Annotated in this window: 18 protein-coding genes and 1 pseudogene; 13 read left to right on the top strand and 6 right to left on the bottom strand. The window is 51.8% G+C overall.

Features of this window, described 5'->3' with window-relative positions; translation table 11 throughout:
• Window positions 1-690 (top strand): annotated as a pseudogene (locus L2712_RS16430) (IS3 family transposase); the annotation flags it as partial.
• A 3-nt stretch (window positions 691-693) separates the two neighbouring features.
• Here L2712_RS16430 and L2712_RS16425 read toward each other — a convergent pair.
• Entirely contained in the window at window positions 694-1,995 is a 1,302-nt protein-coding gene (locus tag L2712_RS16425; RefSeq protein ID WP_248978401.1) for a site-specific integrase, read from the bottom strand.
• A 180-nt stretch (window positions 1,996-2,175) separates the two neighbouring features.
• On the opposite strand from L2712_RS16425, the gene L2712_RS16420 reads away from it, so the two are divergent.
• Window positions 2,176-2,433, top strand: coding sequence for a YfhL family 4Fe-4S dicluster ferredoxin (locus L2712_RS16420; protein ID WP_011866582.1), 258 nt, complete (start codon window positions 2,176-2,178; stop codon window positions 2,431-2,433).
• Window positions 2,434-2,533: 100 nt separating this feature from the next.
• Here the strand turns inward: L2712_RS16420 and ubiT are convergent, their stop codons facing one another.
• Entirely contained in the window at window positions 2,534-3,046 is a 513-nt protein-coding gene (gene ubiT / locus L2712_RS16415) for a ubiquinone anaerobic biosynthesis accessory factor UbiT (protein ID WP_248978400.1), read from the bottom strand.
• Window positions 3,047-3,242: 196 nt separating this feature from the next.
• On the opposite strand from ubiT, the gene ubiU reads away from it, so the two are divergent.
• On the top strand, window positions 3,243-4,244 hold the full coding sequence (gene ubiU / locus L2712_RS16410) for a ubiquinone anaerobic biosynthesis protein UbiU (RefSeq protein WP_248978399.1): 1,002 nt from the start codon (window positions 3,243-3,245) through the stop codon (window positions 4,242-4,244).
• 31 nt (window positions 4,245-4,275) lie between these two features.
• A complete protein-coding gene (locus L2712_RS16405) occupies window positions 4,276-5,124 on the top strand; it encodes a U32 family peptidase (protein ID WP_248978398.1) in 849 nt (282 codons plus the stop codon).
• A gap of 33 nt (window positions 5,125-5,157) precedes the next feature.
• On the opposite strand, the gene L2712_RS16400 is transcribed toward L2712_RS16405, so the two are convergent.
• The gene (locus L2712_RS16400; RefSeq protein ID WP_248978397.1) at window positions 5,158-5,856 is read right to left on the bottom strand and encodes a DUF998 domain-containing protein; all 699 of its coding nucleotides are present in this window, start codon (window positions 5,854-5,856) and stop codon (window positions 5,158-5,160) included.
• Window positions 5,857-6,316: 460 nt separating this feature from the next.
• Here L2712_RS16400 and L2712_RS16395 point away from each other — a divergent pair, with 460 nt between their 5' ends.
• From L2712_RS16395 to olsF, 3 genes are all read left to right on the top strand, one after another.
• On the top strand, window positions 6,317-7,672 hold the full coding sequence (locus tag L2712_RS16395) for a YjiH family protein (RefSeq protein WP_033537436.1): 1,356 nt from the start codon (window positions 6,317-6,319) through the stop codon (window positions 7,670-7,672).
• 280 nt (window positions 7,673-7,952) lie between these two features.
• On the top strand, window positions 7,953-11,627 hold the full coding sequence (locus L2712_RS16390; protein WP_248978396.1) for a two-component regulator propeller domain-containing protein: 3,675 nt from the start codon (window positions 7,953-7,955) through the stop codon (window positions 11,625-11,627).
• Between the two features lie 114 nt (window positions 11,628-11,741).
• On the top strand, window positions 11,742-13,505 hold the full coding sequence (olsF, locus tag L2712_RS16385; RefSeq protein ID WP_487250779.1) for a bifunctional ornithine lipid synthase OlsF: 1,764 nt from the start codon (window positions 11,742-11,744) through the stop codon (window positions 13,503-13,505).
• A gap of 67 nt (window positions 13,506-13,572) precedes the next feature.
• Here the strand turns inward: olsF and dapE are convergent, their stop codons facing one another.
• Window positions 13,573-14,763, bottom strand: coding sequence for a succinyl-diaminopimelate desuccinylase (dapE, locus tag L2712_RS16380; protein WP_248978395.1), 1,191 nt, complete (start codon window positions 14,761-14,763; stop codon window positions 13,573-13,575).
• A 196-nt stretch (window positions 14,764-14,959) separates the two neighbouring features.
• Here dapE and L2712_RS16375 point away from each other — a divergent pair, with 196 nt between their 5' ends.
• Window positions 14,960-15,388, top strand: coding sequence for a CBS domain-containing protein (locus L2712_RS16375; RefSeq protein ID WP_033537433.1), 429 nt, complete (start codon window positions 14,960-14,962; stop codon window positions 15,386-15,388).
• 173 nt (window positions 15,389-15,561) lie between these two features.
• On the opposite strand, the gene L2712_RS16370 is transcribed toward L2712_RS16375, so the two are convergent.
• Window positions 15,562-16,920: an NCS2 family permease gene (locus tag L2712_RS16370; RefSeq protein ID WP_248978394.1), complete on the bottom strand. Its 1,359-nt coding sequence runs from the start codon at window positions 16,918-16,920 to the stop codon at window positions 15,562-15,564.
• Between the two features lie 508 nt (window positions 16,921-17,428).
• Between L2712_RS16370 and torE the strand changes: the two genes are divergently transcribed.
• The 5 genes from torE (at window position 17,429) to L2712_RS16345 (ending at window position 22,819) form a co-directional block, all read left to right on the top strand.
• The gene (torE, locus tag L2712_RS16365; protein ID WP_081953740.1) at window positions 17,429-17,599 is read left to right on the top strand and encodes a trimethylamine N-oxide reductase system protein TorE; all 171 of its coding nucleotides are present in this window, start codon (window positions 17,429-17,431) and stop codon (window positions 17,597-17,599) included.
• A 30-nt stretch (window positions 17,600-17,629) separates the two neighbouring features.
• Window positions 17,630-18,808: a pentaheme c-type cytochrome TorC gene (gene torC, locus L2712_RS16360; RefSeq protein WP_248978393.1), complete on the top strand. Its 1,179-nt coding sequence runs from the start codon at window positions 17,630-17,632 to the stop codon at window positions 18,806-18,808.
• A gap of 12 nt (window positions 18,809-18,820) precedes the next feature.
• Entirely contained in the window at window positions 18,821-21,307 is a 2,487-nt protein-coding gene (torA, locus tag L2712_RS16355) for a trimethylamine-N-oxide reductase TorA (protein WP_248978392.1), read from the top strand.
• A 31-nt stretch (window positions 21,308-21,338) separates the two neighbouring features.
• Window positions 21,339-21,989, top strand: a complete 651-nt coding sequence (gene torD, locus L2712_RS16350) for a molecular chaperone TorD (protein ID WP_248978391.1) — start codon at window positions 21,339-21,341, stop codon at window positions 21,987-21,989.
• A 176-nt stretch (window positions 21,990-22,165) separates the two neighbouring features.
• Window positions 22,166-22,819, top strand: a complete 654-nt coding sequence (locus L2712_RS16345; RefSeq protein ID WP_033537428.1) for a class I SAM-dependent methyltransferase — start codon at window positions 22,166-22,168, stop codon at window positions 22,817-22,819.
• Here L2712_RS16345 and L2712_RS16340 read toward each other — a convergent pair.
• On the bottom strand, window positions 22,816-24,033 hold the full coding sequence (locus tag L2712_RS16340; protein WP_248978390.1) for a DEAD/DEAH box helicase: 1,218 nt from the start codon (window positions 24,031-24,033) through the stop codon (window positions 22,816-22,818). The two genes, L2712_RS16345 and L2712_RS16340, sit on opposite strands and share 4 nt — an antisense overlap.
• Window positions 24,034-24,052: the final 19 nt, after the last annotated feature.

Genomic DNA, 24,052 nt, shown 5'->3' with positions numbered 1-24,052 from the left:
CATTGACTCGCAGCGGGTAAAACTGCACAGCTTGGTGCGGGAGGCTTATGAAGCCAGCAATGGGTCAGCGGGTGCCAGAACCCTGGCTGATATGGTGACGACTGCTGGCGTTAGAAGGCAGACAAGGAGCATGTCGCCATCCCTAACCTCCTTGACCGCCAGTTTGCCGTGACGGCTCCCAATCAAGTGTGGTGTGGCGGTGTGACCTATGTGTGGACAGGCAAACGATGGGCTTACCTTGCCGTTGTTCTGGACTTGTTTGTACGGAAACCGGTGGGGTGGGCGATGTCATTTTCGCCCGATAGTGCGCTAACAAGCAAGGCACTAACCATGGCCTTTGAGGCGCGAGGAAGGCCGAAAGACCTAATGTTCCATAGTGACCAAGGAAGCCACTATACCAGCCGCCGCTTCCGCCAACAGCTCTGGCGTTATCAGATTAAGCAGAGCATGAGTCGACGAGGAAACTGCTGGGACAACAGCCCGATGGAGCGCTTCTTTAGAAGCTTAAAAACAGAATGGATACCGATGACCGGCTATCGGGATATCGGTGAGGCTAAGAGTGAAATTTCGCGATATGTGACGGGGTATTACAGTCAGCTGAGACCACATCAATATAACGGTGGGCTGACACCCAATGAGTCAGAGCGAAGATACTGGCTTGAATACAAAACCGTGGCCAATTTTAGTTGACCACTACACATCAACATTTCCAGAGTGGTGTAAACAAAGTTTCGCGACATTTGTCGCCTCCTGCAAAGTCTCTCCCTGCTGCCTAAATATCGCCTTAACGTGACTTCGAACAAACTTTCGACACAGCGTATTAAATGCGCCGTCACGACCTTTCACGGTATGTTCAGTCCGTTTTCCCAAAACCCCATCGACGGGGAAATAATCTTTAACTAGCGCATCTAGGGAACGCTGTGAAAAACCATCCATAGGCTCACTAGGTTTAAGGAAAACATACTCAAGATTGCAGCTGGGGGCTACGGTATCTCTCCAGCTTTTTTGTTCCTTCAGAATTTGCCTAATCTGGCGTGTTACAGGAAGCGTAAAAGGCTTACTATTTTTCATAACGCCTGCAGGATAAGATATTTTTGTTGGATTAGATTCATCATTAATCCACTCCCACTTCAACGAAGCCACATTAACAGGTCTCAGCCCAGTAATAATCATATATCTAACGGCATTTCGTTGATGCGGACTCGAAGTTAAGGCTAATTTATTCCAAAGAATGCTCATACTATCCAAGTCAGTATATAAACGACATGGCCCGGGTCTTTTTACTCGAGAGGATACATAATCGTCCGCACAAAGCTTGGCAACATCATTACCATCGGCAAATCTACCGGAACAAAACCGCCAAACTCTCCTAAGCTCGGCGTAGAGTTCATTTGCGTAATTCGCAGACTCGTTAGCAATGATTTCCTGAAGGACAGATTCGAAATCACTTATCGTGATCTCAGAGAAAATCGTCTTTGACGAAAAATAAAGCCTTAACTTTTTCAATCTACAATCATATGTTTCAACGGAACGTTCTTTTAACACTCCAGAGGCACACTTTCGCTTCAAATCTTCATAATAAACGGCAAACGCATTATGAACTGTGTCATCTGTTCGCACTCCATTTGCGATCTCGACAGCCTTGATTCTCGCCACCTGAGGTTGCAATTGAGGAAAACAACCCAGCTTTCTGTTCCTGATACCGAGCTCTGGTGGATAGCTTGTATAATAGGTAACCTTCCCAGTCTTATTAAAGTCAATGCGCAAAAAGCTCTGTTTCTCATACTTTGAGCGTCTATGCTTTCCGTCATAAGCCAGAATCTTTTTCGCCGCCGTAACACAAGATTGTATGTGTGTAGCCGAGTAAGGTGGTGTAAGTGACTCCCACTTGGCCAATGCTAATTTATAATCTGATAAGCTAGGTCTATCCGAACGCTGTGATACAATAGGTTTCAAGCCATTTTCTCCACTAAATAAGATAGCAATATTCTTCATTTGGATTTAGAAGAATCACATTAAACTCGGCCAAGTTTGTGTTGCTATTTTGTGTTACTGAAAATGGAAAATCAAAGTGAAGCAAGGGCCCTTATACGGCCTAACGTAAAGTATCGACAACAATCCAAACTATATGTAAGCGATTGTTATTAAAGACAGAAACAAGGTGTTACAAACAAAATGGCATTACTGATCGACGACAGCTGTATCAACTGTGACATGTGTGAACCTGAGTGTCCCAACCAGGCGATCACTATGGGGGAAGAGATCTATGAAATAGATCCTAACCTGTGCACCGAATGCGTCGGCCACTACGACAAGCCGACCTGCGTCTCCGTCTGTCCCATCGACTGTATCGACCCGGACCCCGCCCATGTGGAGTCCCAGGATGAACTCCTGGTCAAGTATCACCTGATCACCGGCAAGCCGATCGATTAAGTGACCAACAAGCGTTAACAATCTCCAAATAGATAAACAAAAAGCGAAGCCTTAGCTTCGCTTTTTGATGACTCATGATGAGTGAGCTTAATGGGCTATTTCAGGCCCATGGCATGTTCGCTTGGCGCTGCAACTGAGTCAGCATGGCGGCGGCCTGAGTGATGCTTTGGCGCATAAACACTGGCATGGTATCGAACTCTATGCTCAGCAACAGATTTTTCACCTCAAGCCCCAGCTCGGTATCCCCCTCAATCGCCAGACGGCGCTGGAAAAACAGGGTGTCGGGATCTTCCTTACCCGCAGCTATCAGCAGCAACTCCTGACTGCAACCACTGAAACTCACTTCGGCTTCACCACGCTCTCTGACGATCAGTCGCTCATCGAAGCTCACCTCGAAGCTCAGCTCCAGATCGGTTACCGAGATCTTCACCCAGCGATCATGCAAAAAATCCAGTTCGCCATCTTTAATCTGGGCTGACATCAGCAGATTCAATATCCGCTCCAACAACTGCGACTTGATCGAAAATGGAACTAAATTTAAAGGCTTGGCTATAACTTTTGGCCCATATTGCAATAGATGTTTGGCCATATTTGCCAACACACTTCGCTGCATGACTGAGGTTCTCCTACTCGATTTGAAGACCGATATAATGAGTTCGATCTATATTTTGCTCGATTCCCGACAATAACTATCGGAAGTGATACAGAAATCAATTTTAACCAGATTTTATGATCACAAACCTGTTTTACATCAAGAATTGTTCAGCCATTCCCTTTTACACTTCACACTTTTTAAGAGAGAACAGCATATGGAACTTCTTTGTCCGGCGGGTAACCTTGCCTCACTAAAAGTCGCCTTAAACGCCGGTGCTGATGCCGTCTATCTTGGGCTAAAGAATGACACTAACGCCCGCTCCTTCGCTGGGCTTAACTTTACACCAGAGAAATTAGCACAAGCGGCTAAACTCACCCAACAGGCGGGCAAGAAGATCTTCCTGACCATCAACACCTTCCCCAAGCCTGGCGAAGAACAGCGCTGGTACCAGGCGATTGACCTGGCAGTCAACACAGGTGTGGATGCGCTGATCATGGCTGATCTCTCCCTGCTTGATTATGCCCATAGCCGCTACCCCCATCTGCCTTTGCACTTATCGGTGCAGGCCAGTGCCACCAACTTAGGCGCCCTGAGCCTCTATAAAAAAGAGTTCAATATCGAACGTGTGGTGCTCCCCCGTGTGTTGTCGATGAAGCAGGTGAGAGATCTCGCCAAGGTAACCCCTGTGGATCTGGAGGTTTTCGCCTTTGGCAGCCTGTGCATCATGGCCGAGGGACGTTGTCATCTCTCCTCCTATGTAACGGGACAATCCCCTAACACGGGTGGCTCCTGCTCACCGGCTAAGCATGTGCGCTGGCAGGAGGTGGGTAACAACCAGCAGACGCGGCTCAACGATGTTTTAATCGATCAATCGAGTAAAGATGAACAGATGGGTTACCCCGTGGTTTGCAAGGGGCGATACACCACCAGCGACAGTAAAGAGGCGACCCATCTGCTGGAATCACCCACCAGTCTCAACACTCTCAGCCTAATCCCTGAGCTGGCCAAGGCGCGGGTGGTCTCGCTCAAGATTGAAGGACGTCAACGTAGCCCAGCCTATGTCGAGCAGGTCACCCGCGTGTGGCGTCAAGCAATCGATACCTATTTAAACGACCCGCAGGCCTATACCACACAGGCCCAATGGGATAACGCCTTAGCAAAAGTCTCCGAAGGGCAGGTCACTACGCTCGGCGCTTACGAACGTACCTGGCAATAACAGCGAGCAATAAAGATAAAAGGATAACAAGATGAAAACCTCATTAGGACCGATTCAATATTGCTGGCCCAAAGACAAGGTGGTCGAATTTTATCAAGCAGTGGCGCAAAGCAATGTCCCACTCGTCTACTTGGGCGAGACAGTCTGTAGTCGTCGCCGCGAGCTAAAGTTCGGCGATTATCTGGCCTTGGCGAAGATGCTAAAGGACTCAGGTAAGGAGGTGGTGCTCTCCACCTTGACGCTAATTGAAGCTCAATCTGAATTTACTGAACTCAAGAAGCAGGTAGAAAATGGTGAATTTACCATAGAGGCCAACGATATCGGTGCCATCTATCTTGCCAAAGAGCAGGGATTGCCCTTCGTTTGCGGTCCCAGCATCAACAGCTATAACGCCGCGACACTGAAGAAATTTGCCAGTTGGGGCATGCAGCGATTCGTCATGCCGTTGGAGTTATCAAAGGCATGGCTCACTCAGGTGCTTGACGATCTCGCGCCGCGAAGCGTTGAAGTGGAAGTCTTTGGTCATGGTTTCATGCCGCTGGCGCACTCGGCACGCTGCTTTACCGCTCGCCACAAAGGGCTGACTAAAGACAAGTGCCAAACCATCTGTATCGAAAACCCGGAAGGCCTACTGGTGCAAACTCAGGAAGATCAGCCACTGCTGCGATTGAACGGTATTCAGACACAATCGGCAAATTATATGGATCTCTGCGGCCAGCAATCCCAGATGCAAGCGATGGGAGTCGATTATTTCCGTATCTCGCCCTCTTCCATGGCATCCATCGCCTTGGCAGAAACCTTACCCACAAAATCGGACAAGCAGGATATGCAGTGCAATGGCTACTGGCATCAGCTACCGGGTCTGGCACTGAGCGAGTAACTCACAACAAGACGCCGAAGCGCCGGGGAAAACTTAGGCGATTCGGCGTGTTTCTCTCTGAGTCCACACCAATGAAAACAACCAGAGCATATAACTGAGCAACGCCCCCCACTCCACCATCACAGGCCAGCGCATATCGGGTCTGGGCTCTACCATCACCATATCTTGATAAAACCAAATGCCGCTGGCAACCACACCTTGATCGCTATGCGCCATCAAGATAAAACTCGACAAGAACCCTAAAGTCAAAAGGCTCAGCACCAGGCTACCACGCAGGGCAAAACGCTTTGGGCGGCGCCAATGACGTAGCAAATAAACCAGATATAAGACAACACACAGGGTAGAAAAATAGAAGAAGTACTCAATACCCAGTATGTGTAAATGGTAGACATTGATGGGAAACAAACCGACGCAGGTCAGCGCAAACAGTGACAAAACCAAAAGCAAGAAACTGGTTAGTACCCAGGGGCCATCACTATTTTGCAGCGCAAACAGGGCAAAGAGCGTCAAACTCAAACTACCGAAAAACAGACCACCATTAAACACCACGGCCAACTCTGAATGACCGTACTGGCCAAGCTCACTCAAGGAAAAATTATAGAAACTAAACCCCTGGCCACTATAGTCGCTAAAGCCTAACACAGCGACGACCAAGCCAATGAGATGTCCTACGAGTCCAAGCAAGCCAAACCTAAATGCTAATTTAGACAGTTTCTGCTCTTTTGAAGTCATAGGGTCCTTATATTTTGTATTCATCATTGCATAACCATATATGGAATCAGAAATTTATGCCGAGGTCTAGCGCATATTTCTAACACTCACAGGATAAAATCCAAACAACATTCACTCATACTAATACTAGAGGTTCTGGTTCAAAAACCGTCACCAACCACCTCGCTCCGCGTTAACACACAAAGCACAGCTGCATAACTTTGTTTTTAAAGGAATTTAACTATTTTTCACCTAGCGCACCCGACGCATTTTTAGGTACAATATAAATAGTCATAAAGTGCTAATAACTATGCTGCAAAGGTGAAACGGCTTACCAAGCATTATAATCGTTTTACATCACTGGACTTAGGGGGTAACCTTCCCCGCTTACGCTTGAATGGATATTCAAAGTGTATTGATTAACGGATATTAGATTAGATGGCTACCCGAAGTTGGGAAGCAAAAATATAGGCTAAATAAAGTGGCTGAAAAACAAACCCATAACATAAAAACACTGCTGACGTTTCTAGTCCCATCTATTATCGGACTGTTACTGTTCATGACTCCCATTAGCTACCAAGATGCCATTACGATTCCCATCGCCATCGTATCTAAAGGGCTACAAAACCTATTAGGTGACAGCATAACCGCGATCGTCACCATCATAGTTGTAGTAACGGCTCTTGCCACTTTGGCCTGCAAACTCTTTAATCCCAAGATACTGACACGTTACCCCTTTTTTAAGGCACTGCTTAATGTCAGTCCCATGTGGACATTAGTTCGCCTATTAGGTGCCATCTTTATCGTACTGACTTTTACCGGCACTGGCCCGGAGGCGATTCACTCAGGTAATACTGGGGCCTTGGTGCTCAATGACCTGTTACCCGTCCTATTCTGTGTCTTTATCTTTGCCGGTATGCTGTTGCCGCTGCTGCTCAACTTCGGCTTGCTTGAGCTCTTCGGTACCCTACTCACCAAAATCATGCGCCCCGTGTTTAACCTCCCGGGTCGCAGCGCCATCGATTGCATGGCCTCTTGGTTGGGTGATGGCAGTGTCGGTATTCTAATGACCAGCAAACAATATGAGTCTCGCTTCTATACCCAAAGGGAAGCGGCGGTCATAGGTACCACCTTCTCGGCGGTCTCTATTACCTTCTCTCTGGTGGTGATCTCTCAAGTTAAACTGGAACACCTGTTTGTTCCCTTCTACCTAACTGTGTGTCTAGCTGGTATTGTTGCCGCGATTATTGTGCCTAAACTACCGCCGCTGTCGTGGAAAAAAGATCACTACATAGACGAGACACCACGCCATCCTGATGATGAGGTGATCCCACAGGGCAAAGGCGTATTCGCCTGGGGCTTGGAGCAGGCACTGGCTAAGGCAGCCAAGGCCAATGGTATAGGACATACCTTTAAAGATGGCCTGAAAAATGTCATCGACATGATTTTTGGTGTGATCCCTGTGGTCATGGCCATAGGCACAGTAGCCTTGATGATCGCCGAATATACGCCGATCTTCGACTACTTGGGCATGCCTTTCATCCCATTACTCGAACTACTACAGGTACCGGAAGCGACTGAAGCCTCTAAAACCATAGTGGTGGGCTTTGCTGACATGTTTATTCCCTCTATTCTTGCCAGCGCCATCGAGTCAGATATGACACGTTTCATTATCGCCGCCATGTCAGTCACCCAGTTGATCTACATGAGTGAAGTGGGCGCCCTACTGATTGGCAGTAAGATACCGGTGAATATCGCAGAGTTGTTTGTGATTTTTATCCTAAGAACCTTGGTCACCCTACCTGTGATTGCAGGTGTCGCACACCTCATCTTCTAAAGAGACTTCATCTCATCAAGGGCAGCTTAAGCTGCCCTTTTTTATGCCGGCCACACAACAATATCTTATTCATTCAATTCGCAATTCCGCAAAACACTTCTAAACTTAAACACTCATAAGCAGCCTATTTGATCGAATGTTCTCGACGGAGATATTCGGCGACATATCTTGTCAAGCTATGCGGATATACCAGTAACACCTGCGATCAAGCAAAGGACACAAAGGCTAACCATAAGGGCCAAGTAATGCATTGCAAAAACACCTATTTCGGCGCGCTTCAATGAGAGCAATCATTCTCTTCCTGTTGTGCTTAGTCAGCAGCCGTTGCCTAGCCTTCAGCTATCAGCCCCAATTTGACTCTTTCGGCGCCAAAGAGGGGCTGTCGATGAACACCATCACAGATATCGTCAATGACAAAGAAGGACATCTGTGGATCGCAACTCAGGCCGGGCTTAACCGCTATGATGGTAAACACTTTAAGATATTCGATACCCGCGGCGATGAGTTCGGTCCTTCGGCGAGATTTATTAAAAAGCTACATTTTAGCCGCAGCACACTATGGGTGATCACCCGCAACGACGGCATCAATAGATACCATGAAAAGAGCGGAATCTTTGAGCCCTTTAACAGCAACAACAGCCCATTGCCCGATGATATTATCGATCTTAACGAAGACGCCCAAGGCAATCTGTGGATAGCCACAGCAGACAATCGCCTGCTTTACTTTTCACCGACCAGCAACAAAGTGCTGGCGACTCTGGAGAGTACAAACACCCTAGGCCTGCCGAGTGGACGCATCAACACCCTATATCGCGATCCTCAAGAGCGGCTTTGGATAGGCACACTCAATGGACTGGCCAGCCTTAAACAGACAGACAATGCATGGCAAGTCACTCCGTACGGCCAAGAGGTGCTGCGTGGGGTTGCTGCCATCGAGGCGGGCAAGAGCAATACACTCTGGGTAGGCACCCAAACCAGGGGACTGTTTTTACTCGATATCACCAATGATCAAACCAAGGCGATCAGCGCCGTACCTGCTAGCCCCAGCTTTTCCATCGCCGCCCTTAAGCGAGATAAGTTTGGTAGCCTATGGATAGGCTTTCGCGCCCAAGGGTTGGCAAGGTACAACCCTAGCAGCAATGAGATCCACAGGCTTAATTCGGCCGCCGAAAACCGCTACAGTATCAACAGCCCGGTAATCACCTCGCTCTGGATTGATAACGAGCAACAGCTGTGGATCGGTAGCAAGGGCGGCGGCATGAGTAAAACATTTTTAGACGCCCAGTATTTCGGCCATATTCACGGTTTTAGCTTCAGTGACAACAACCTGCTCAATGTGGATATCCGCAGCCTGCTAGAAGATAAACAAGGTACGCTATGGGTCGGTACCGCCAACGGCGTTTACCAAGGACAAAAAAATCCCTCCGGAGAACTCAGCGGCTTTGTGCCCTTCCACCCGCAAAACCCCATTCTGGGGCGAAGTTTTATCAGCTTCATCAAGGAGGATGCCTCCGGCCAACTCTGGATCGGCACTCGGGGAGATGGCCTCTTTATCTATACCTCAGACAAACAGAGCTACATACATTACCAAGCGGATGCCAACAGCCCTAACAGCTTGCCAAGCAATCAGCTGTACGCGCTCTATTTCGACCAGCAGGGCATCCCTTGGGTCACCAGCAGCGATGGCGGTGTCGCCAAATATGAGGGGATAACAAAGGGGTTTGTCACCGTTCCTTTGCCTATCACCACCATCACAGACATGCTGCAAGATAGCGAGGGGAATTACTGGCTCACCTCATCACGTGACGGACTGATTAGACTGACGGCAGACGGTGAAATCACCCATTTCTCCCTGCATACCAGCCACCCTATTCCCAAGAAGCACCTCTTCTCCATCGTCGCCGATAACAATCATATTCTGTGGATCGCCAGCAACGAGGGACTGTTACGTTTCAACACCCAAGACTTCAGCAGTCGTCTGTTGACTGCGGCCGATGGCCTGATCGACAACACCATCTACCTGCTGTTTGCCGATCAGCGCCGTCACCTTTGGCTGGGCACCACCAAAGGGCTAACCCAACTCGACCCCGACACGCTGCAGACCACCAACTACACAGATATCGATGGTATTCAGGACAACGAGTTTAACTTTGGCGCCGCGGCGCTGGGCAGTAACAACACTCTCTACCTCGGGGGCGTCAATGGTTTCAACCATTTCAATCCGGCGCAGATCCCCTCCCGTCAGCCGCCCACTATGCCGGTGATCAGCGAGCTGTTTGTGCTGGATCAGGCTCACCCACTGCCGGATATGATGCATTCAACGCCCCGTTTACCACCTGCTTTAACCCTGGCCCACACGGCTGATATCTTCTCTTTGCACTATCACAGCCCAGATCTACACAACGCTACCCGGCTCAGTTATGAATATCGTCTGCTTGGGTTAAATGATACTTGGATCACCAGCTCACCAGAGCAGGTCACCTACTTTACCGGCCTCAATCCCGGCCACTATCTATTCGAGATCCGGGCCAAAGATATCAATCAACAATACAGCCCTGTCAGGCGGCTAAAGATCATGCTCGATCCGCCGCCCTGGCAATCCCCCTTCGCCTACACCTTCTACTTCATGCTGACTTTGATGTTGGTGAGCATCATCTTCTTTCGCAAGTGGTCTCAATATCAGCAACAGGCACTATTACTAAAAGAGGTGGCGCAGAGCGAGCAGCGACTACAACTGGCACTCTGGGGCAGCGGTGATGAGTTTTGGGACTGGAACATTCCCAAGGGGATCGCCACCCGTACCAACACCTTTTTGCAGTATCCCGAGCAGGATGGAGAACTTAAAACAACTATCACCACCTGCGTGCATCCTGATGATATTCGGAAAGTTTCACGAGTAGTAAAAGAGTGCTTGAGCGATCAAATAGATAAGTTCTCTCTCACCTATCGCGGTCTGGCACCAAGTGGGAAGTGGCTCTGGGTACTCAATCGCGGTCAGGTAGTCGAGCGCGACGAACAGGGCCGCCCCCTGAGGGTGGCCGGTACCATTAAGAATATCCAACAGCAGAAAGAGACGGAACATGCGCTGCGAGAACTCAATCAACAACTTGAGCAGCGAGTCATCGAACGCACCCTAGAGCTGCAGATGCGTAACGATGAGTTAAAACACACACTCGATGAGCTGGAACATACCCAGGGCGAGTTGATGGACAAGGAGAAGATGGCGGCCCTTGGCGGCTTGGTGGCCAGTATTACCCATGAGGTCAACACCCCCATAGGGATCAGCGTTACCGCCGCCTCCCACCTCCAGGAGAGCGTCAAACACTTCGACCAGCTCTATCGCAAAGGCGAGATCACCGAAGAAGACTTCGAGCAATACCAAACCGAGGTGGCAGAATGCTGCCGACTGGTGCTGGCTAACCTAGAGCGCGCCTCAAAGCTTATCGCCAGCTTTAAGCAGGTCTCGGTGGATCAATCCCATGAAGATGTACGCGAGTTTGACCTGCATGCCTATCTGGAAGAGATCTTTATCTCCCTCAACCCTATGTTGTCGCGTACACCGCATCAATATCATTACCACTGCCCTGAAAAACTGATCATCAACAGCACACCGGGAGCCTTCTACCAGATCATCAGTAACCTGTTTAACAACTCGGTGATCCATGCCTATCCAGATGGCAAGGCGGGGCAACTGAGCCTTGAGGTGGAGCGCTGCGAGAATGGGATACGTATCACCTATCAAGATGATGGCTGCGGCATGTCAGAGGAGATCCAGGCCCAGGTGTTTCAACCTTTCTTTACCACCAAACGAGGTAAAGGCGGCAGTGGCTTAGGAATGAATATCGTCTCCAACATAGTCACTCAGGTACTCAAGGGGGAGATAAGCATCACCTCTCGCCAAGGTGAAGGCAGTACCTTTGTCATCACTCTGCCTGACAGTCTCATCGTGCGCTAGCCGTCATCAGGCTGCAATAATTTGTTCATCCCTTAGTCAAACTCCCCTCTTACTCTGCTGCTATGGAGAGGCTGTTTTTCGACAGCCTCCGCGCCAAACACAGTGAGCCATCCCATGCAAAAGATGATTTTTACCGTAGATGAAGTCGTTGCCACCAACCTGCCTAAGATCAACCAAAGTCCCTGGCTGGCCCCACCCACCAAGGCACTGCTGCGCTACTTTTTGATGGAAAAGGAGTGTCATGCCATCACCCAGGAGTTTGCTTATCTCGAGGGAATCGATTTTATCGAGCAGGTACTGGCCAGCTTCAACTTCACCTATAGTGTGCCCAGCACTGAGGTGGAGAATATCCCCAGCGAAGGCCGGGTGGTGATCTATGCCAACCACCCAATCGGCTCGCTCGATGCCCTGGCGATGATCAAACTGATCAGCAAGGTGCGACCGGATATCAAGGTGGTGGCCAACGAGCTGTTGATGACGCTGGAGCCGCTACATTCCATCCTTTTACCTGTGCGTAATATGACAGGCGGCACCCCCAAACAGCATCTGGAAAACATCCACCACCATCTCAAGAGCGAAGGCGCCCTGCTTATCTTTCCTTCCGGCGAGGTCTCGCGTCTGCGCCCCAATGGCGTCAGGGATCTGCACTGGCACAGCGGCTTTTTAAAGATTGCCAAGGCCTGTCAGGCGCCGCTGCTGCCCATGTTTGCCGACGCCAAGAACTCGGCCACCTTCTACGGCGCCTCGATGATCTACAAGCCCTTGGCCAGTCTCTTGCTGGTGAAAGAGATGTTTAAACAGGCTAAACGCACCATGCCGCTACGTATCGGTCAGCTGATCCCCAAGGAGATAGTGGCCAGCAGCGACTTCCCGCTCAAGACCCAAGTAAAGCTACTCAAGAACCATCTCTATCGCATCGGCAAGAACCGTAGTCCGCTATTTAAGACACAGAATGCTATCGCCCATCCCGAGTCGCGCAGCGATCTGATTGAAGCCCTGTCTCAGTGTGAACTGCTGGGCGAGACTCACGATGAGAAACTCATCTATCTCTATCGCCACAAGCAGAGTAATCCCATCATGCGAGAGATAGGCAGGCTGCGTGAAATCGCCTTTCGCGCCGTGGGGGAAGGCAGCGGCAAGCGGCGAGATACTGACAGATATGACGCCGACTACCTGCACCTGGTACTTTGGGATCGCAAGGTGCTGGAGATCGTCGGCGCCTATCGTTTTGCCAGCGCCAAGAACCTCTACCAAAGCGAGAATCAAGGCCTCTACAGTCAATCCCTGTTTCAGTATCGGGACGAGTTTGCCCCCTACTTCGAACAGGGCTTGGAACTGGGACGCAGCTTTGTGCAGCCCAAATACTGGGGTAAGCGCAGCCTGGACTACCTCTGGTTCGGCATAGGCGCCTTCCTCGCCAAAAATCCCGATTATCGCTACCTGTTTGGGCCTGTCTCTATTAGTGATGCCCTACCCGAACAGGCGAAGGCTATGCTGGTCTATTTCTATCAGGCACATTTTTGCCCGGTGCAGGAACTGGCCCATGCCAACAGCCGTTACCGCTTTACCCCAGAGCAGCATGAGCAGCTCGATGCCCTCTTTCCCGGCGAAGACTATCAGACGGAATTTAAGCTGCTCAAACAGGCGCTGGCCAGCATGGGCGCGGCGGTCCCAGCCCTGTACAAGCAATATGGCGAGCTGTGCGACGGTTTAGGTGTGAGCTTCCTCGATTTTGGTATCGACCCCGAGTTTGGCGACTGTATCGATGGCCTGGTGCTGGTTGACACCCATAAGCTTAAGGCCAAAAAACGTGCCCGCTACATCGACTGCCATCTGCCGGAGCTCAATACTGGCGGTGAAGAGAGCCTGCTCAAGTAGTATTTTTAGCTAAGAGATAGTGAAAAAAGACGCTCGATGGGCGTCTTTTTTATGACTAAATATGAGACTAACCATGATCATCGAAACGCCTCAACAAGGCGCGATAGATCTGATACAGGCGCACTATCTCAGCAATCTCCACCCGCTCATTGACCTGATGTATGGTGTGATTGGGCAGCCCCAGCTCAATCACCTGGGTCTGAGGCGATGATAAGAAACGCCCATCCGAGGTACCACCAGAGGTAGAGAGACGCGGAAAGCTGGCAGTTACCTCAAAGATAGCCGACTCCACCTGGGCGATCAGGCTCTGGCCATCATTTTCCTGGGTGTGATAGGGCTGACAGCCACGCTCCCACTGCAAGCAGATAGCATCCTCACCCAGCGCCAGATCATCGAGGCAACGCTGAATGCGCTCAATGATGTCCCCTTGACTGTAACGATAGCTATAGCGGATGTTGAAGCAGATCTCGCAGCTTCCAGGGACGATATTGTCGGTAAATTCACCCGAGTCCACATGAGTGACCTGCAGGCTGGTGCCGGGAAAATCGTCGCTGCCCTCATCCCAACTGAGGGCCTCAAGCGCCTGCATTACCCGCGCCGCCATATGCAGGGCATTCATCGCCTTCTTCGGATAGGCCACATGCCCCTGTTTGCCCTTCAGACTGAGGCGTGCAGAGATGGCGCCGCGCCGACCTATCTTAATCACATCACCGGCGCGCTTATCGGCGGTGGGCTCAGCGACCACACAGTATTTGGGCAAACGCCCTAGGGCCGCTAGACGCTCCACCAAAGCCCGGGTACCAAACTCGGCCTCCCCCTCTTCGTCACTGGTGACGATAAACTGCCAATTAGCCCTTGGCATTCCATGACAATTGATATGATCTTCTACCGCCGCCAACATGACGGCAAGCCCAGATTTCATGTCCACGGCGCCGCGCCCAATTAACAGATCCCCCGCCAGAGTAGCGGCAAACGGCGGGCTCTGCCAACGGCTCAGATCTCCAGGCGGCACCACATCCGTATGACCTGCCAATGCCAACAGCGCCGGACGCTCATCCAGTTCGGCCAACAGATTACTCACCCCTTGGTCTTGATAATGGGATACCTTAAAACCCAGTGCCGCCAATTTAGCGCCAAGCCACTGCTGGCAACCGGCATCTTCCGGGGTGATAGAGCGCCGCCGAATCAGTTCGCCGGTGTAACGCACCGCTTTATGTTGATTCAAATTAGGCTGGCTTAATTGGGGAGCCAATGACATAGAATTCATCCTATTCCTCAGGCGTAGCGATAGTCCCAGCCATTAGAAGGCAAGCCCATGACATTTATGTGAAATTTAGATGGTCATTTGTTGAACATTCATTTATCTGTTATAACTTGAACAAGGATGATATTTCACCAAAGTCTCTGAGATATATACAAAACTCAGTAAAACCTAAGCCCATTAGGAGTTGGCGATGACAATACGGGTAGCGGAGATCATGAGCAGCAGGGTCGTCACCATAGAGATGGATGACAGGCTCACTATAGTCAAAGAGATCTTTGACAGCGCCCCCTTTCATCACCTCTTGGTTATCGAGAACGACATCTTGCAGGGCGTCTTATCGGAGCGCGATTATTTACGCACTCTTAGCCCTCATATCGGCAGCATAGGTGAGACAGAGCGTGACAGCGACACCCTGCAACGCCGCGCCCATCAGGTCATGACTCGCGACCCCATCACCATAGCGCCCGAGGCCGATATCAAAACCGCCAGCCAGCTAATGTTGGCCCATAACATAGGTTGCTTGCCGGTACTGAGCTTTAACAAAATCGTTGGCATCATCACCTGGAAAGATCTGCTGCGCGCCTTCAGCCAGGATGAGGTTAACCCAGAGCGGCCATAGCGCTCGTTTGTCTCGACCAAGGGCTGAATTACATGTCTTACTCGAATCCCTTGGTGAAAATCCTCTTTAAAAAGCCTTTATCGAAAACCTTAAACAACAAACCCAGGTCATTTGACCTGGGTTTATCTTATCGGCGTCGCGGCTAAACCAATAGCCACGGATTCGATATAAGCTTAAATCGCCCAGCCACCCATATAGAAGACCACCAGACCGATAGTGATGGCTAACACACCAGGCTTCAGTGCGCGCCACTCACCGCTGGCCAGACGGCCAATCACTAAGGTCACAAAGCCCAGCATGATACCGGTGACGATATTGCAACTTAGGATGATAAACACGGCGCAGGTTAGACCGGCCATGGCATCTATCTTGTCATCGAAATTCAGCTTAGTAACATTGCTCAGCATCAACAGGCCCACATACATGAGCGCAGGCGCCGTGGCATAAGCCGGTACCAGGTAGCTTAGTGGCGCCAGAAACACCATTAGCAGGAAGAGTACGCCGACGATAGTTGCCGTCAGGCCCGTCTTACCACCAGCGGCTGTGCCCGCCGCCGACTCGATATACACGGCCGCCGGCGCGCCGCCAACGGCGCCCGCAAAGATGCTGCTCACCGAATCAGAGGTCAGCGCCTTACCGCCGCCAACAATATTGTCTTTCTCATCCAAAAGCTCTGCCTGACCGGCAACAGCACGGATGGTGCCGGTCGCATCAAAAATCGCCGTCATCACCAACGCCAGCACAATAGGCAGTACCACAGGGTTTAACGCCCCCATGATATCCAGCTGACCGATAAGCGACTTGTCAGACATCAAATCTGGCAGGGCAAAGAAACCTTGATAAGTCACGCTTGAGTCAAACACTAGACCAAAGAGTGACAGAGCGATGATCACCAATAAGATACCACCTGGCACACCGCGTCGCTCAAGGCCTATGGTCGCTGCAAGGCCAATCACAGTGGCGATGACAGGCAAGCTATGAATGTCGCCAAGCTTTACTGGCAGGCCTGCATCGTTAGCCACGATCAGGTGCACGCTGTTGGTGGCGATAAGTAGCAGGAACAGGCCGATACCGATACCTGTACCATGGGCGATCCCCTTAGGTAGGTTGGTTAGTACCCACTGACGCACACCGGTTACGCTCACCAGGGTGAATACCACCCCCATAAGGAAGATGGCGCCCAGAGTCACGGGAATCGAGATCCCCTGACCCAGCACCATGCTAAAGGCGGTAAAGGCGGTCAGTGAGATGGCGCAGCCAATCGCCATCGGCAGATTAGCCCACAGCCCCATCAAGAGAGAGCCGAAGGAAGCAATCAGACAGGTGGCCACGAAGACGGCGCCGGGATCGAAACCCGCCGCGCCCAACATGTTAGGCACCACGATCACCGAATAGACCATGGCAAGGAAGGTAGTTAAGCCGGCAATCACCTCTTGGCGCAATGTGCTACCACGGGCGGTAATGGCGAAATAACGGTCAAGCAGGGAGCTTGCTGGTACAGCAGGTGTAGCGAGAGTCTGTTCAGACTTCATAGTAGTTACCTTTTTTGATCTCTTAATTTGGAAGGCTATGGCAAGTTAGAGCCCCAGGACAGATATCCATGGGTGAGAGATCCACTAAGTACTTATTGGTGTACCTTACGTGACCTGCAAATCGGTAACTGAGGAGATACCGACCTTTTCAGGTAAGCAAATACTTACCTATAACACAGCCTTTGTTGGCGGCGCATTCTACAGCAAAGCAGGGCGGATAAACTAGAGCGAGCTAACAATTCGCCAAACTTTTGTTCAACTTTGGTGCTAATGCTTTTTAAGGCTGTGATGGCACCCACTATAGCTGAAACTCCCTCACAGGAGATGAACAATATTTCAAGCGATATCAGCACGTTAACTAACTAAAAATTCCCGCCCCCTGCTACAACTCAATTTTGTTCATATTTTTTCATAACTTGTCACTCTTGGTTCATTCCCAGCATCACCCCTATTCATATCCCTTCTCTACCATGCAGGCATAGACAAAGATCAACTAAGAGAGTCTGTCATGTCATCACACCCAATAAGCGAAACACCAAAGCAAGATAAGGCCAAAGAGCTCAAAGCCCTTGGTTTCATCATAGTGCTGCTCTTCCCGATGCTGACCGTCACGGGCATTAGCGCCTATGGCTTCATTATCTGGATGATCCAGGCCTTTGGCGGCGTCGTCGCCCATTAACCCATTACCAACTTGAGAAAGGATCTTGCTATGAAGTGGTTTATCACCCTTTGGCGTACCCTCAATAAGCCCGCCAAAACCCTTACCCTAGGTGCCATAAGCCTGTCAGCCTTCCTGATGGGCATCATCTTCTGGGGCGGCTTCAACACCGCGCTGGAGGCAACCAACACAGAAGCCTTCTGCATCAGCTGCCACAGCATGGAGAGTAAGCCCTACCAGGAGCTGCAAAACACAGTGCATTGGTCGAATCACTCCGGCGTACGTGCCACCTGCCCCGACTGTCACGTTCCCCACAACTGGAGCCGTAAGATAGGACGCAAGATAGAAGCATCACACGACATGTGGGGCTGGCTGCTGCAAACCGTTAACACAGAAGAGAAGTTCGAGGCCAAGCGCCTGGAGATGGCGAGCCGCGAATGGAAACGTTTCGATCGCGATAACTCCCTCGCCTGTAAGAACTGCCATAACTACGACTCGATGAAGTGGGACGATATGTCCAAGCTGGCCCAGAAGCAGATGAAACGCGCCGCCGAACTGGATCAAAGCTGTATCGATTGTCACAAGGGGATCGCCCACAAACTGCCAGACATGGGCACCTCACGCGCACCTGAACTTATCGCCCAGGTGGGATCCGGTGAGAGCAGCCTGACACTCGGTGAAAGCTACTTCAGCGCCCTAACCAAGCCACTCTTCTTCAACGAGAAAACCGACGTCGAGGCGGGCACACTCAACATCGCCACTAAGGTGAAGGTACTCGAACTCAAGGGTCAACGCGCCAAGATAGGTATCGATGGCTGGCGTAAAAAAATCGGCGCAGGCCGGGTGATCTACTTCGATTTCGGCATGAATATCCTCTCGGCCCAGCTCTCGAAAGATGCCGCACTTGAGCCTGGCGTGATGGAAGTATTTGAAGAGCAACAAGATCCCCTTACCGGCCTAACTTGGCAGCGGGTCGAGGCGCAGATCTGGGTAGATAGCGATTATCTGGTCAAAGATCTTCAGCCACTGTGGGACTACGCCCGCGAAACCTACTCCAGCAGCTGTAGTGTCTGTCACACCCAGCCCGATGAAGCGCATTTCGACGCTAATACCTGGCCAGGTATGTTTCAGGGAATGATCGCCTTCGTCAACATGGACCAAGACACCCAAGCCTTAGTGCAGAAATACCTGCAAGAACATTCATCGACTTTTGCCACCTCAGCGCACTAACAGGATAGCATCATGAACAGAAGAGATTTTCTAAAAGGCCTCGCGGCCAGCTCCTATGTCACCCTAAGCGGCTCGTCACTGTTGGCACCGCTCAACGCTCTGGCCAGTGCGGGTACAGATGAAGTCTGGAAAACCACGGGCTCCCATTTCGGCGCCTTTAAGATGACACGTAAAAATGGCGTCATCGACCAGGTGATCCCCTTCGACTTAGATGATCACCCTACAGATATGATCAAGGGCATCAAGGGGCTGGTCTATAACCCCTCACGTGTGCGCTACCCTATGGTGCGCCTCGATTTCCTGCTCAATGGTCATAAGAGCAATACCCTAGAGCGCGGCGACTATCGTTTCGTGCGCGTCACCTGGGACAAGGCCTTATCACTGTTTAAGGACTCATTAGATGAGATCCAGACCAAGTATGGCCCGTCCGGGCTGCATGCGGGTCAGACGGGTTGGCGCGCCACCGGCCAGCTGCACTCCTCCACCAGCCATATGCAACGCGCGGTGGGGATGCACGGTAACTTCGTTAAGAAAGTGGGCGACTACTCTACTGGCGCCGGACAGACAATTTTGCCCTATGTGCTCGGCTCGACCGAGGTCTATGCCCAGGGTACCTCTTGGCCACTGATCCTCGAGCACAGCGACACCATAGTGCTCTGGTCAAACGATCCCTATAAGAATCTGCAGGTGGGCTGGAATGCCGAGACTCACGAGTCCTACCGCTATCTGGCGCAGCTGAAAGAGAAAGTGGCCCAGGGCAAGATTCGGGTGATCAGCATAGATCCTGTGGTGACCAAGACCCAGAAATACCTGGGCTGTGAGCAGCTCTACATCAACCCACAGACAGACGTGGCCCTGATGCTGGGTATCGCCCACGAGATGGTAAGCCAAAACTTGCACGACAAGGCATTCATCGAAGGCTACAGCCTGGGCTTCGACCAGTTCCTTCCCTACCTGCTTGGCGAGAAAGATGGCGTGGCCAAGACCCCAGAGTGGGCCAGCCAGATCACTGGTGTGAGCGTCGAGATCATCAAAGATCTGGCGAAGGTAATGACCAAGGGGCGCACCCAGATCATGATGGGCTGGTGTATTCAGCGCCAGCAACATGGCGAGCAGCCTTACTGGATGGCGGCGGTACTGGCCACCATGATAGGCCAAATAGGCCTGCCGGGCGGCGGCATCAGCTATGGTCACCACTACTCCAGCATAGGCGTGCCATCATCGGGGGCGGCAGCGCCAGGCGCCTTCCCACGTAACCTGGATGAAGGCCAAAAGCCGCTGTTTGACAGCACAGACTTCAAAGGCGCCAGCAGCACGATTCCTGTGTCACGCTGGATAGATGCCATCTTAGAACCGGGCAAGACCATAGATGCTAACGGCAGCAAGGTCACCTACCCCGACATCAAGATGATGGTGTTCTCGGGCAACAACCCCTGGAACCATCATCAAGACAGAAACAAGATGAAGCGCGCCTTCCATAAGCTGGAGTGTGTGGTCACCATAGATGTGAACTGGACAGCCACCTGCCGCTTCTCCGATATCGTGCTGCCGGCCTGTACCACCTTTGAGCGCAACGATATCGACGTCTACGGCAGCTACGCCAACCGCGGCGTATTGGCGATGCAGAAGATGGTCGAGCCTCTGTATGAGAGTCTGTCAGATTTTGAGATCTTCACCCGCTTTGCCGCGATCATGGGCAAAGAGAAGCAATACACCCGCGGTCTGTCGGAATTCGACTGGCTGAGAAAACTCTATGACGAGTGTAAGGCTGCCAACGCCGGTAAGTTCGAGATGCCAGATTTCGACACTTTCTGGCAGCAGGGCTATGTACACTTCGGTGAAGGAGAGCCCTGGACGCGCCACAGCGACTTTAGAGATGATCCCGAAATTAACCCGTTAGGCACGCCATCGGGCCTTATCGAGATCTACAGCCGTAAGATCGCCCAGTTCAACTATGACGACTGCCCAGGTCACCCCACCTGGATGGAGAAGAACGAGCGTAGCCACGGCGGCCCAGGTTCCGACAAGTACCCCATCTGGATGCAATCCTGTCACCCGGATCAGCGTCTACACTCACAGATGTGTGAGTCGCAGGAGTACCGTGAAACCTATACCGTCCAGGGACGCGAGCCCGTCTACCTCAATCCGCTGGATGCCAAGGCCCGCGGCATCAAGGATGGCGATCTGGTGCGGGTGTTCAACGACAGAGGACAGCTACTGGCGGGTGCGAGGGTATCGAACCGCTTCCCTCAGGGGGTGATCCGTATCCATGAAGGCGCCTGGTATGGCCCTGTCGGTAAGGATGGCAGCAAGCAAGGCGGTAATGAGATAGGTGCCCTGTGCAGCTATGGCGACCCCAACACCCTGACTCAGGATATCGGCAGCTCTAAGCTGGCGCAGGCCTGCGCTGCCTATACCTGTCAGGTGGAGTTTGAGAAGTTTACCGGCAAGGCCCCAGAAGTCAGCGCCTTTAGCGGCCCTATCGAGACGTCGCTCTAACCCTGTGGCCAAAGTCAAAGGAGATACACAGATGCACAGCACAAACCGCAATGATACGCCCCAGAACCAAGCTCGGGGCAAGGTATATGCGCTACTGTCAGATCTATTCGCCCGCGAGATAGATAGCCAGAGTCTACAGCGGCTTACCAGCCCTGAGGCGCAGGCCTTCTTTGACCTCTTGGCTGCCGATCCCCAGCTGGCGCCGTCGATTGGCCAACTCAGGCAGAAATTAAGCAGCTTAAATAGCGAAAGAGAGCTGCTGGAACTGGCTGCAGATTACTGCTCACTCTTTCTGGTGGGCGGCAAACTAAGCGCCAACCCCTATGCCAGCTTGTACCTCAGCCAAGCGGAGCAGGCAAATACCCTGCTGTTTGGTGAGCAACATCAATCGATGCTGGAAACGTTAGCCCAGAGTCAGCTTCAGCTGCACAAGGATTTCCCCGAGCCCGCAGATCATATCGCAGTGATCTTGGCCTATGTGGCCCACCAGGCCTGTCAGCGTGACGATGCCAGCCAGCAGGCCTTTATCGCGCCGAACCTGAATGCCTGGTTAGCCAGCTTTGCCGACCAGGTTGCCAAGGTCGATAAGGGGACCTTTTATGGCGCACTGGCTCAGCTCACCAAACTTTGGGTACAGGCCGATTGTGAGGCGCTTTGCGAGCATTCGTCAAAAAATCAATAAGTATCAATATGATTGAATAACAATCACCACACAAAAGGCGCCGCTCATTGTCGGCGCCTTTTTCATCTCGATAGCTATTTGCGCTAATACCCCTTATAGTAGCCGCTCGACACGTAGCGAATCGATATCGATCTAGGCTTGTTGCGTTTACCGTTAACGCAAGGAGTTTAACCGCCATGAGTGCGCCACGCGTCCGCTATCAGACCCTGGAATACCCCCACACAGACATACATATCCGCAGCCTCAGAGACCGACAGGAATACTCAGATCCCCTTGGGGAAGCCGAGTCATTAGGGATCTCCTCCGCCCAATGGTCACTGTTTGGTGTGCTGTGGGATTCGGGTAAGGCACTGGCGGATCAGATGGTGAGTTTCGATATCGACAACAAGCGTATCTTAGAGGTGGGTTGTGGTATGGCACTGGCCAGCCTGCTGCTCAACAGCCGTCAAGCCGATATTACCGCCACAGATTACCACCCAGAGGCCGGTAACTTCTTACGGGAAAATGTGCGCCTTAACCAAGGCGAGACTATTCCCTTTCTGCGCACCAGCTGGGACTCCCATAGCGATGGTCTGGGGCAATTTGACCTGATCATAGGCGCAGACTTGCTCTACGAGCGAGAGCATATCGAGCTGTTATCGACCTTTATCCATCGCCATGCGGCGCCCGCCTGCGAGGTGATCTTAGTCGACCCGGGCCGTGGTAACCATGCCGCCTTTAGCAAGAAGATGTGCAGCCTGGGCTATAGTCACCATCAGGAAAAAATCGCCCCCACCGCCGAGATGTCCCCCAGCTTTAAGGGCCAGATGCTTTACTACCAACAGGGCTAACGCCTGCCTCCCTGACCACGACGCTTGGCACGGCGTTTCTGCGCCGCCTTACCGTGACGCTTTGGATTGGGATCAGCCTTGGTTAGATCGGGCTCAAATCCCGGCAACCACTGCTGAGGCAAACGTTTATCCAGTAGAGCCTCGACCTCCTCCAGCAATAGTGCATCCTCCTCGCTATAGAGGGTCACGGCAACGCCCTGCTTACCCGCTCGGCCGGTACGGCCAATACGATGCACATAATCCTGAGCCACATAGGGCAGTTCATAGTTGACCACATAATCTAAGGCATCGATATCTATGCCTCGAGCCGCGACATCTGTGGCCACCAGCACCTTAATCTCCCCTTGGCGGAAGCCATTTAGCACCTGTTCGCGAACGCCTTGGCCCAGATCGCCATGAAACGCCCGCGCGCTGATCGCCCGCTGCGACAGACGCTCCGCCAGCTTATCGGCCGCCACCTTTTTGCGACTAAACACCAGCACACGCTGCCAATCTCCCTTGTTGATCAGATGACACAAGAGGGCAAACTTGCGCTCACTATCGACCGCGTACACCCGCTGTTCAACGTCCTTGCTGGCGCTGTTTTCTGGGCTCACCGCAATGCGTTTAGGTTGATTAAGCCACTTGTGACTCAAGCTAAGTACCTTGTCATCCAAGGTGGCAGAAAACAGCAGGGTCTGACGCTCAGTCGGTAGCAGGGCCATCAGCTGGGCTATCTCGTCGGCAAAGCCCATATCCAGCATGCGATCGGCCTCATCGAACACCAGGTGCGCCACTTCATCGAGGTTTGCCGCACCGCGTCGATGCAGGTCTAGCAGCCGGCCCGGGGTAGCGATAATGATCTCTACGCCAGCGCTGAGCTGTTGGCACTGGGCCTCGATACTCACGCCGCCATAGATCACTACCGCCGACAAGGAGGTAAACTGCCCCAGTGCTTGAATCGATTGATGAACTTGCAGCGCCAGTTCCCGCGTGGGCACCAACACCAGCGCCTTAGGTGACTGTGCTTGGCTTGAGGTCTGGCTCAAGATGGCCAGCAATGGCAAGGCAAAGGCCGCCGTCTTGCCTGTGCCCGTTTGCGCCGAGGCCAACAGGTCCTCACCGGCCAGGATCAAAGGGATCGCCTGAGCCTGAATCGGCGTGGCTTGCTCAAACGCCAGGGAGCTAAGCGCCTGTTGCAGCGGCGCAGGGAGAGACATTTGTGAAAATAACATAGGTGACGATCTACATGTG

The sequence above is a fragment of the Shewanella marisflavi genome (genome assembly GCF_023283925.1).
GTDB classification, from domain to species: domain Bacteria; phylum Pseudomonadota; class Gammaproteobacteria; order Enterobacterales; family Shewanellaceae; genus Shewanella; species Shewanella marisflavi.
The sequence above is the reverse complement of the archived record's forward strand: the minus strand, read 5'-3'. Positions and strand labels throughout refer to the sequence as shown.

What these genes read in the sequence shown, in the direction of transcription:
- L2712_RS16420 (WP_011866582.1), top strand. Translation starts at nt 2,176, where the DNA reads ATGGCATTACTGATCGACGACAGCTGTATCAACTGTGACATGTGTGAA.
- torA (WP_248978392.1), top strand. Translation starts at nt 18,821, where the DNA reads ATGAACAGAAGAGATTTTCTAAAAGGCCTCGCGGCCAGCTCCTATGTC.
- torD (WP_248978391.1), top strand. Translation starts at nt 21,339, where the DNA reads ATGCACAGCACAAACCGCAATGATACGCCCCAGAACCAAGCTCGGGGC.
- L2712_RS16400 (WP_248978397.1), bottom strand. Translation starts at nt 5,856, where the DNA reads ATGACTTCAAAAGAGCAGAAACTGTCTAAATTAGCATTTAGGTTTGGC.
- dapE (WP_248978395.1), bottom strand. Translation starts at nt 14,763, where the DNA reads ATGTCATTGGCTCCCCAATTAAGCCAGCCTAATTTGAATCAACATAAA.
- L2712_RS16375 (WP_033537433.1), top strand. Translation starts at nt 14,960, where the DNA reads ATGACAATACGGGTAGCGGAGATCATGAGCAGCAGGGTCGTCACCATA.
- L2712_RS16340 (WP_248978390.1), bottom strand. Translation starts at nt 24,033, where the DNA reads ATGTTATTTTCACAAATGTCTCTCCCTGCGCCGCTGCAACAGGCGCTT.
- torE (WP_081953740.1), top strand. Translation starts at nt 17,429, where the DNA reads ATGTCATCACACCCAATAAGCGAAACACCAAAGCAAGATAAGGCCAAA.
- L2712_RS16425 (WP_248978401.1), bottom strand. Translation starts at nt 1,995, where the DNA reads ATGAAGAATATTGCTATCTTATTTAGTGGAGAAAATGGCTTGAAACCT.
- olsF (WP_487250779.1), top strand. Translation starts at nt 11,742, where the DNA reads ATGCAAAAGATGATTTTTACCGTAGATGAAGTCGTTGCCACCAACCTG.
- L2712_RS16405 (WP_248978398.1), top strand. Translation starts at nt 4,276, where the DNA reads ATGAAAACCTCATTAGGACCGATTCAATATTGCTGGCCCAAAGACAAG.
- L2712_RS16370 (WP_248978394.1), bottom strand. Translation starts at nt 16,920, where the DNA reads ATGAAGTCTGAACAGACTCTCGCTACACCTGCTGTACCAGCAAGCTCC.
- torC (WP_248978393.1), top strand. Translation starts at nt 17,630, where the DNA reads ATGAAGTGGTTTATCACCCTTTGGCGTACCCTCAATAAGCCCGCCAAA.
- L2712_RS16345 (WP_033537428.1), top strand. Translation starts at nt 22,166, where the DNA reads ATGAGTGCGCCACGCGTCCGCTATCAGACCCTGGAATACCCCCACACA.
- L2712_RS16390 (WP_248978396.1), top strand. Translation starts at nt 7,953, where the DNA reads ATGAGAGCAATCATTCTCTTCCTGTTGTGCTTAGTCAGCAGCCGTTGC.
- ubiU (WP_248978399.1), top strand. Translation starts at nt 3,243, where the DNA reads ATGGAACTTCTTTGTCCGGCGGGTAACCTTGCCTCACTAAAAGTCGCC.
- ubiT (WP_248978400.1), bottom strand. Translation starts at nt 3,046, where the DNA reads ATGCAGCGAAGTGTGTTGGCAAATATGGCCAAACATCTATTGCAATAT.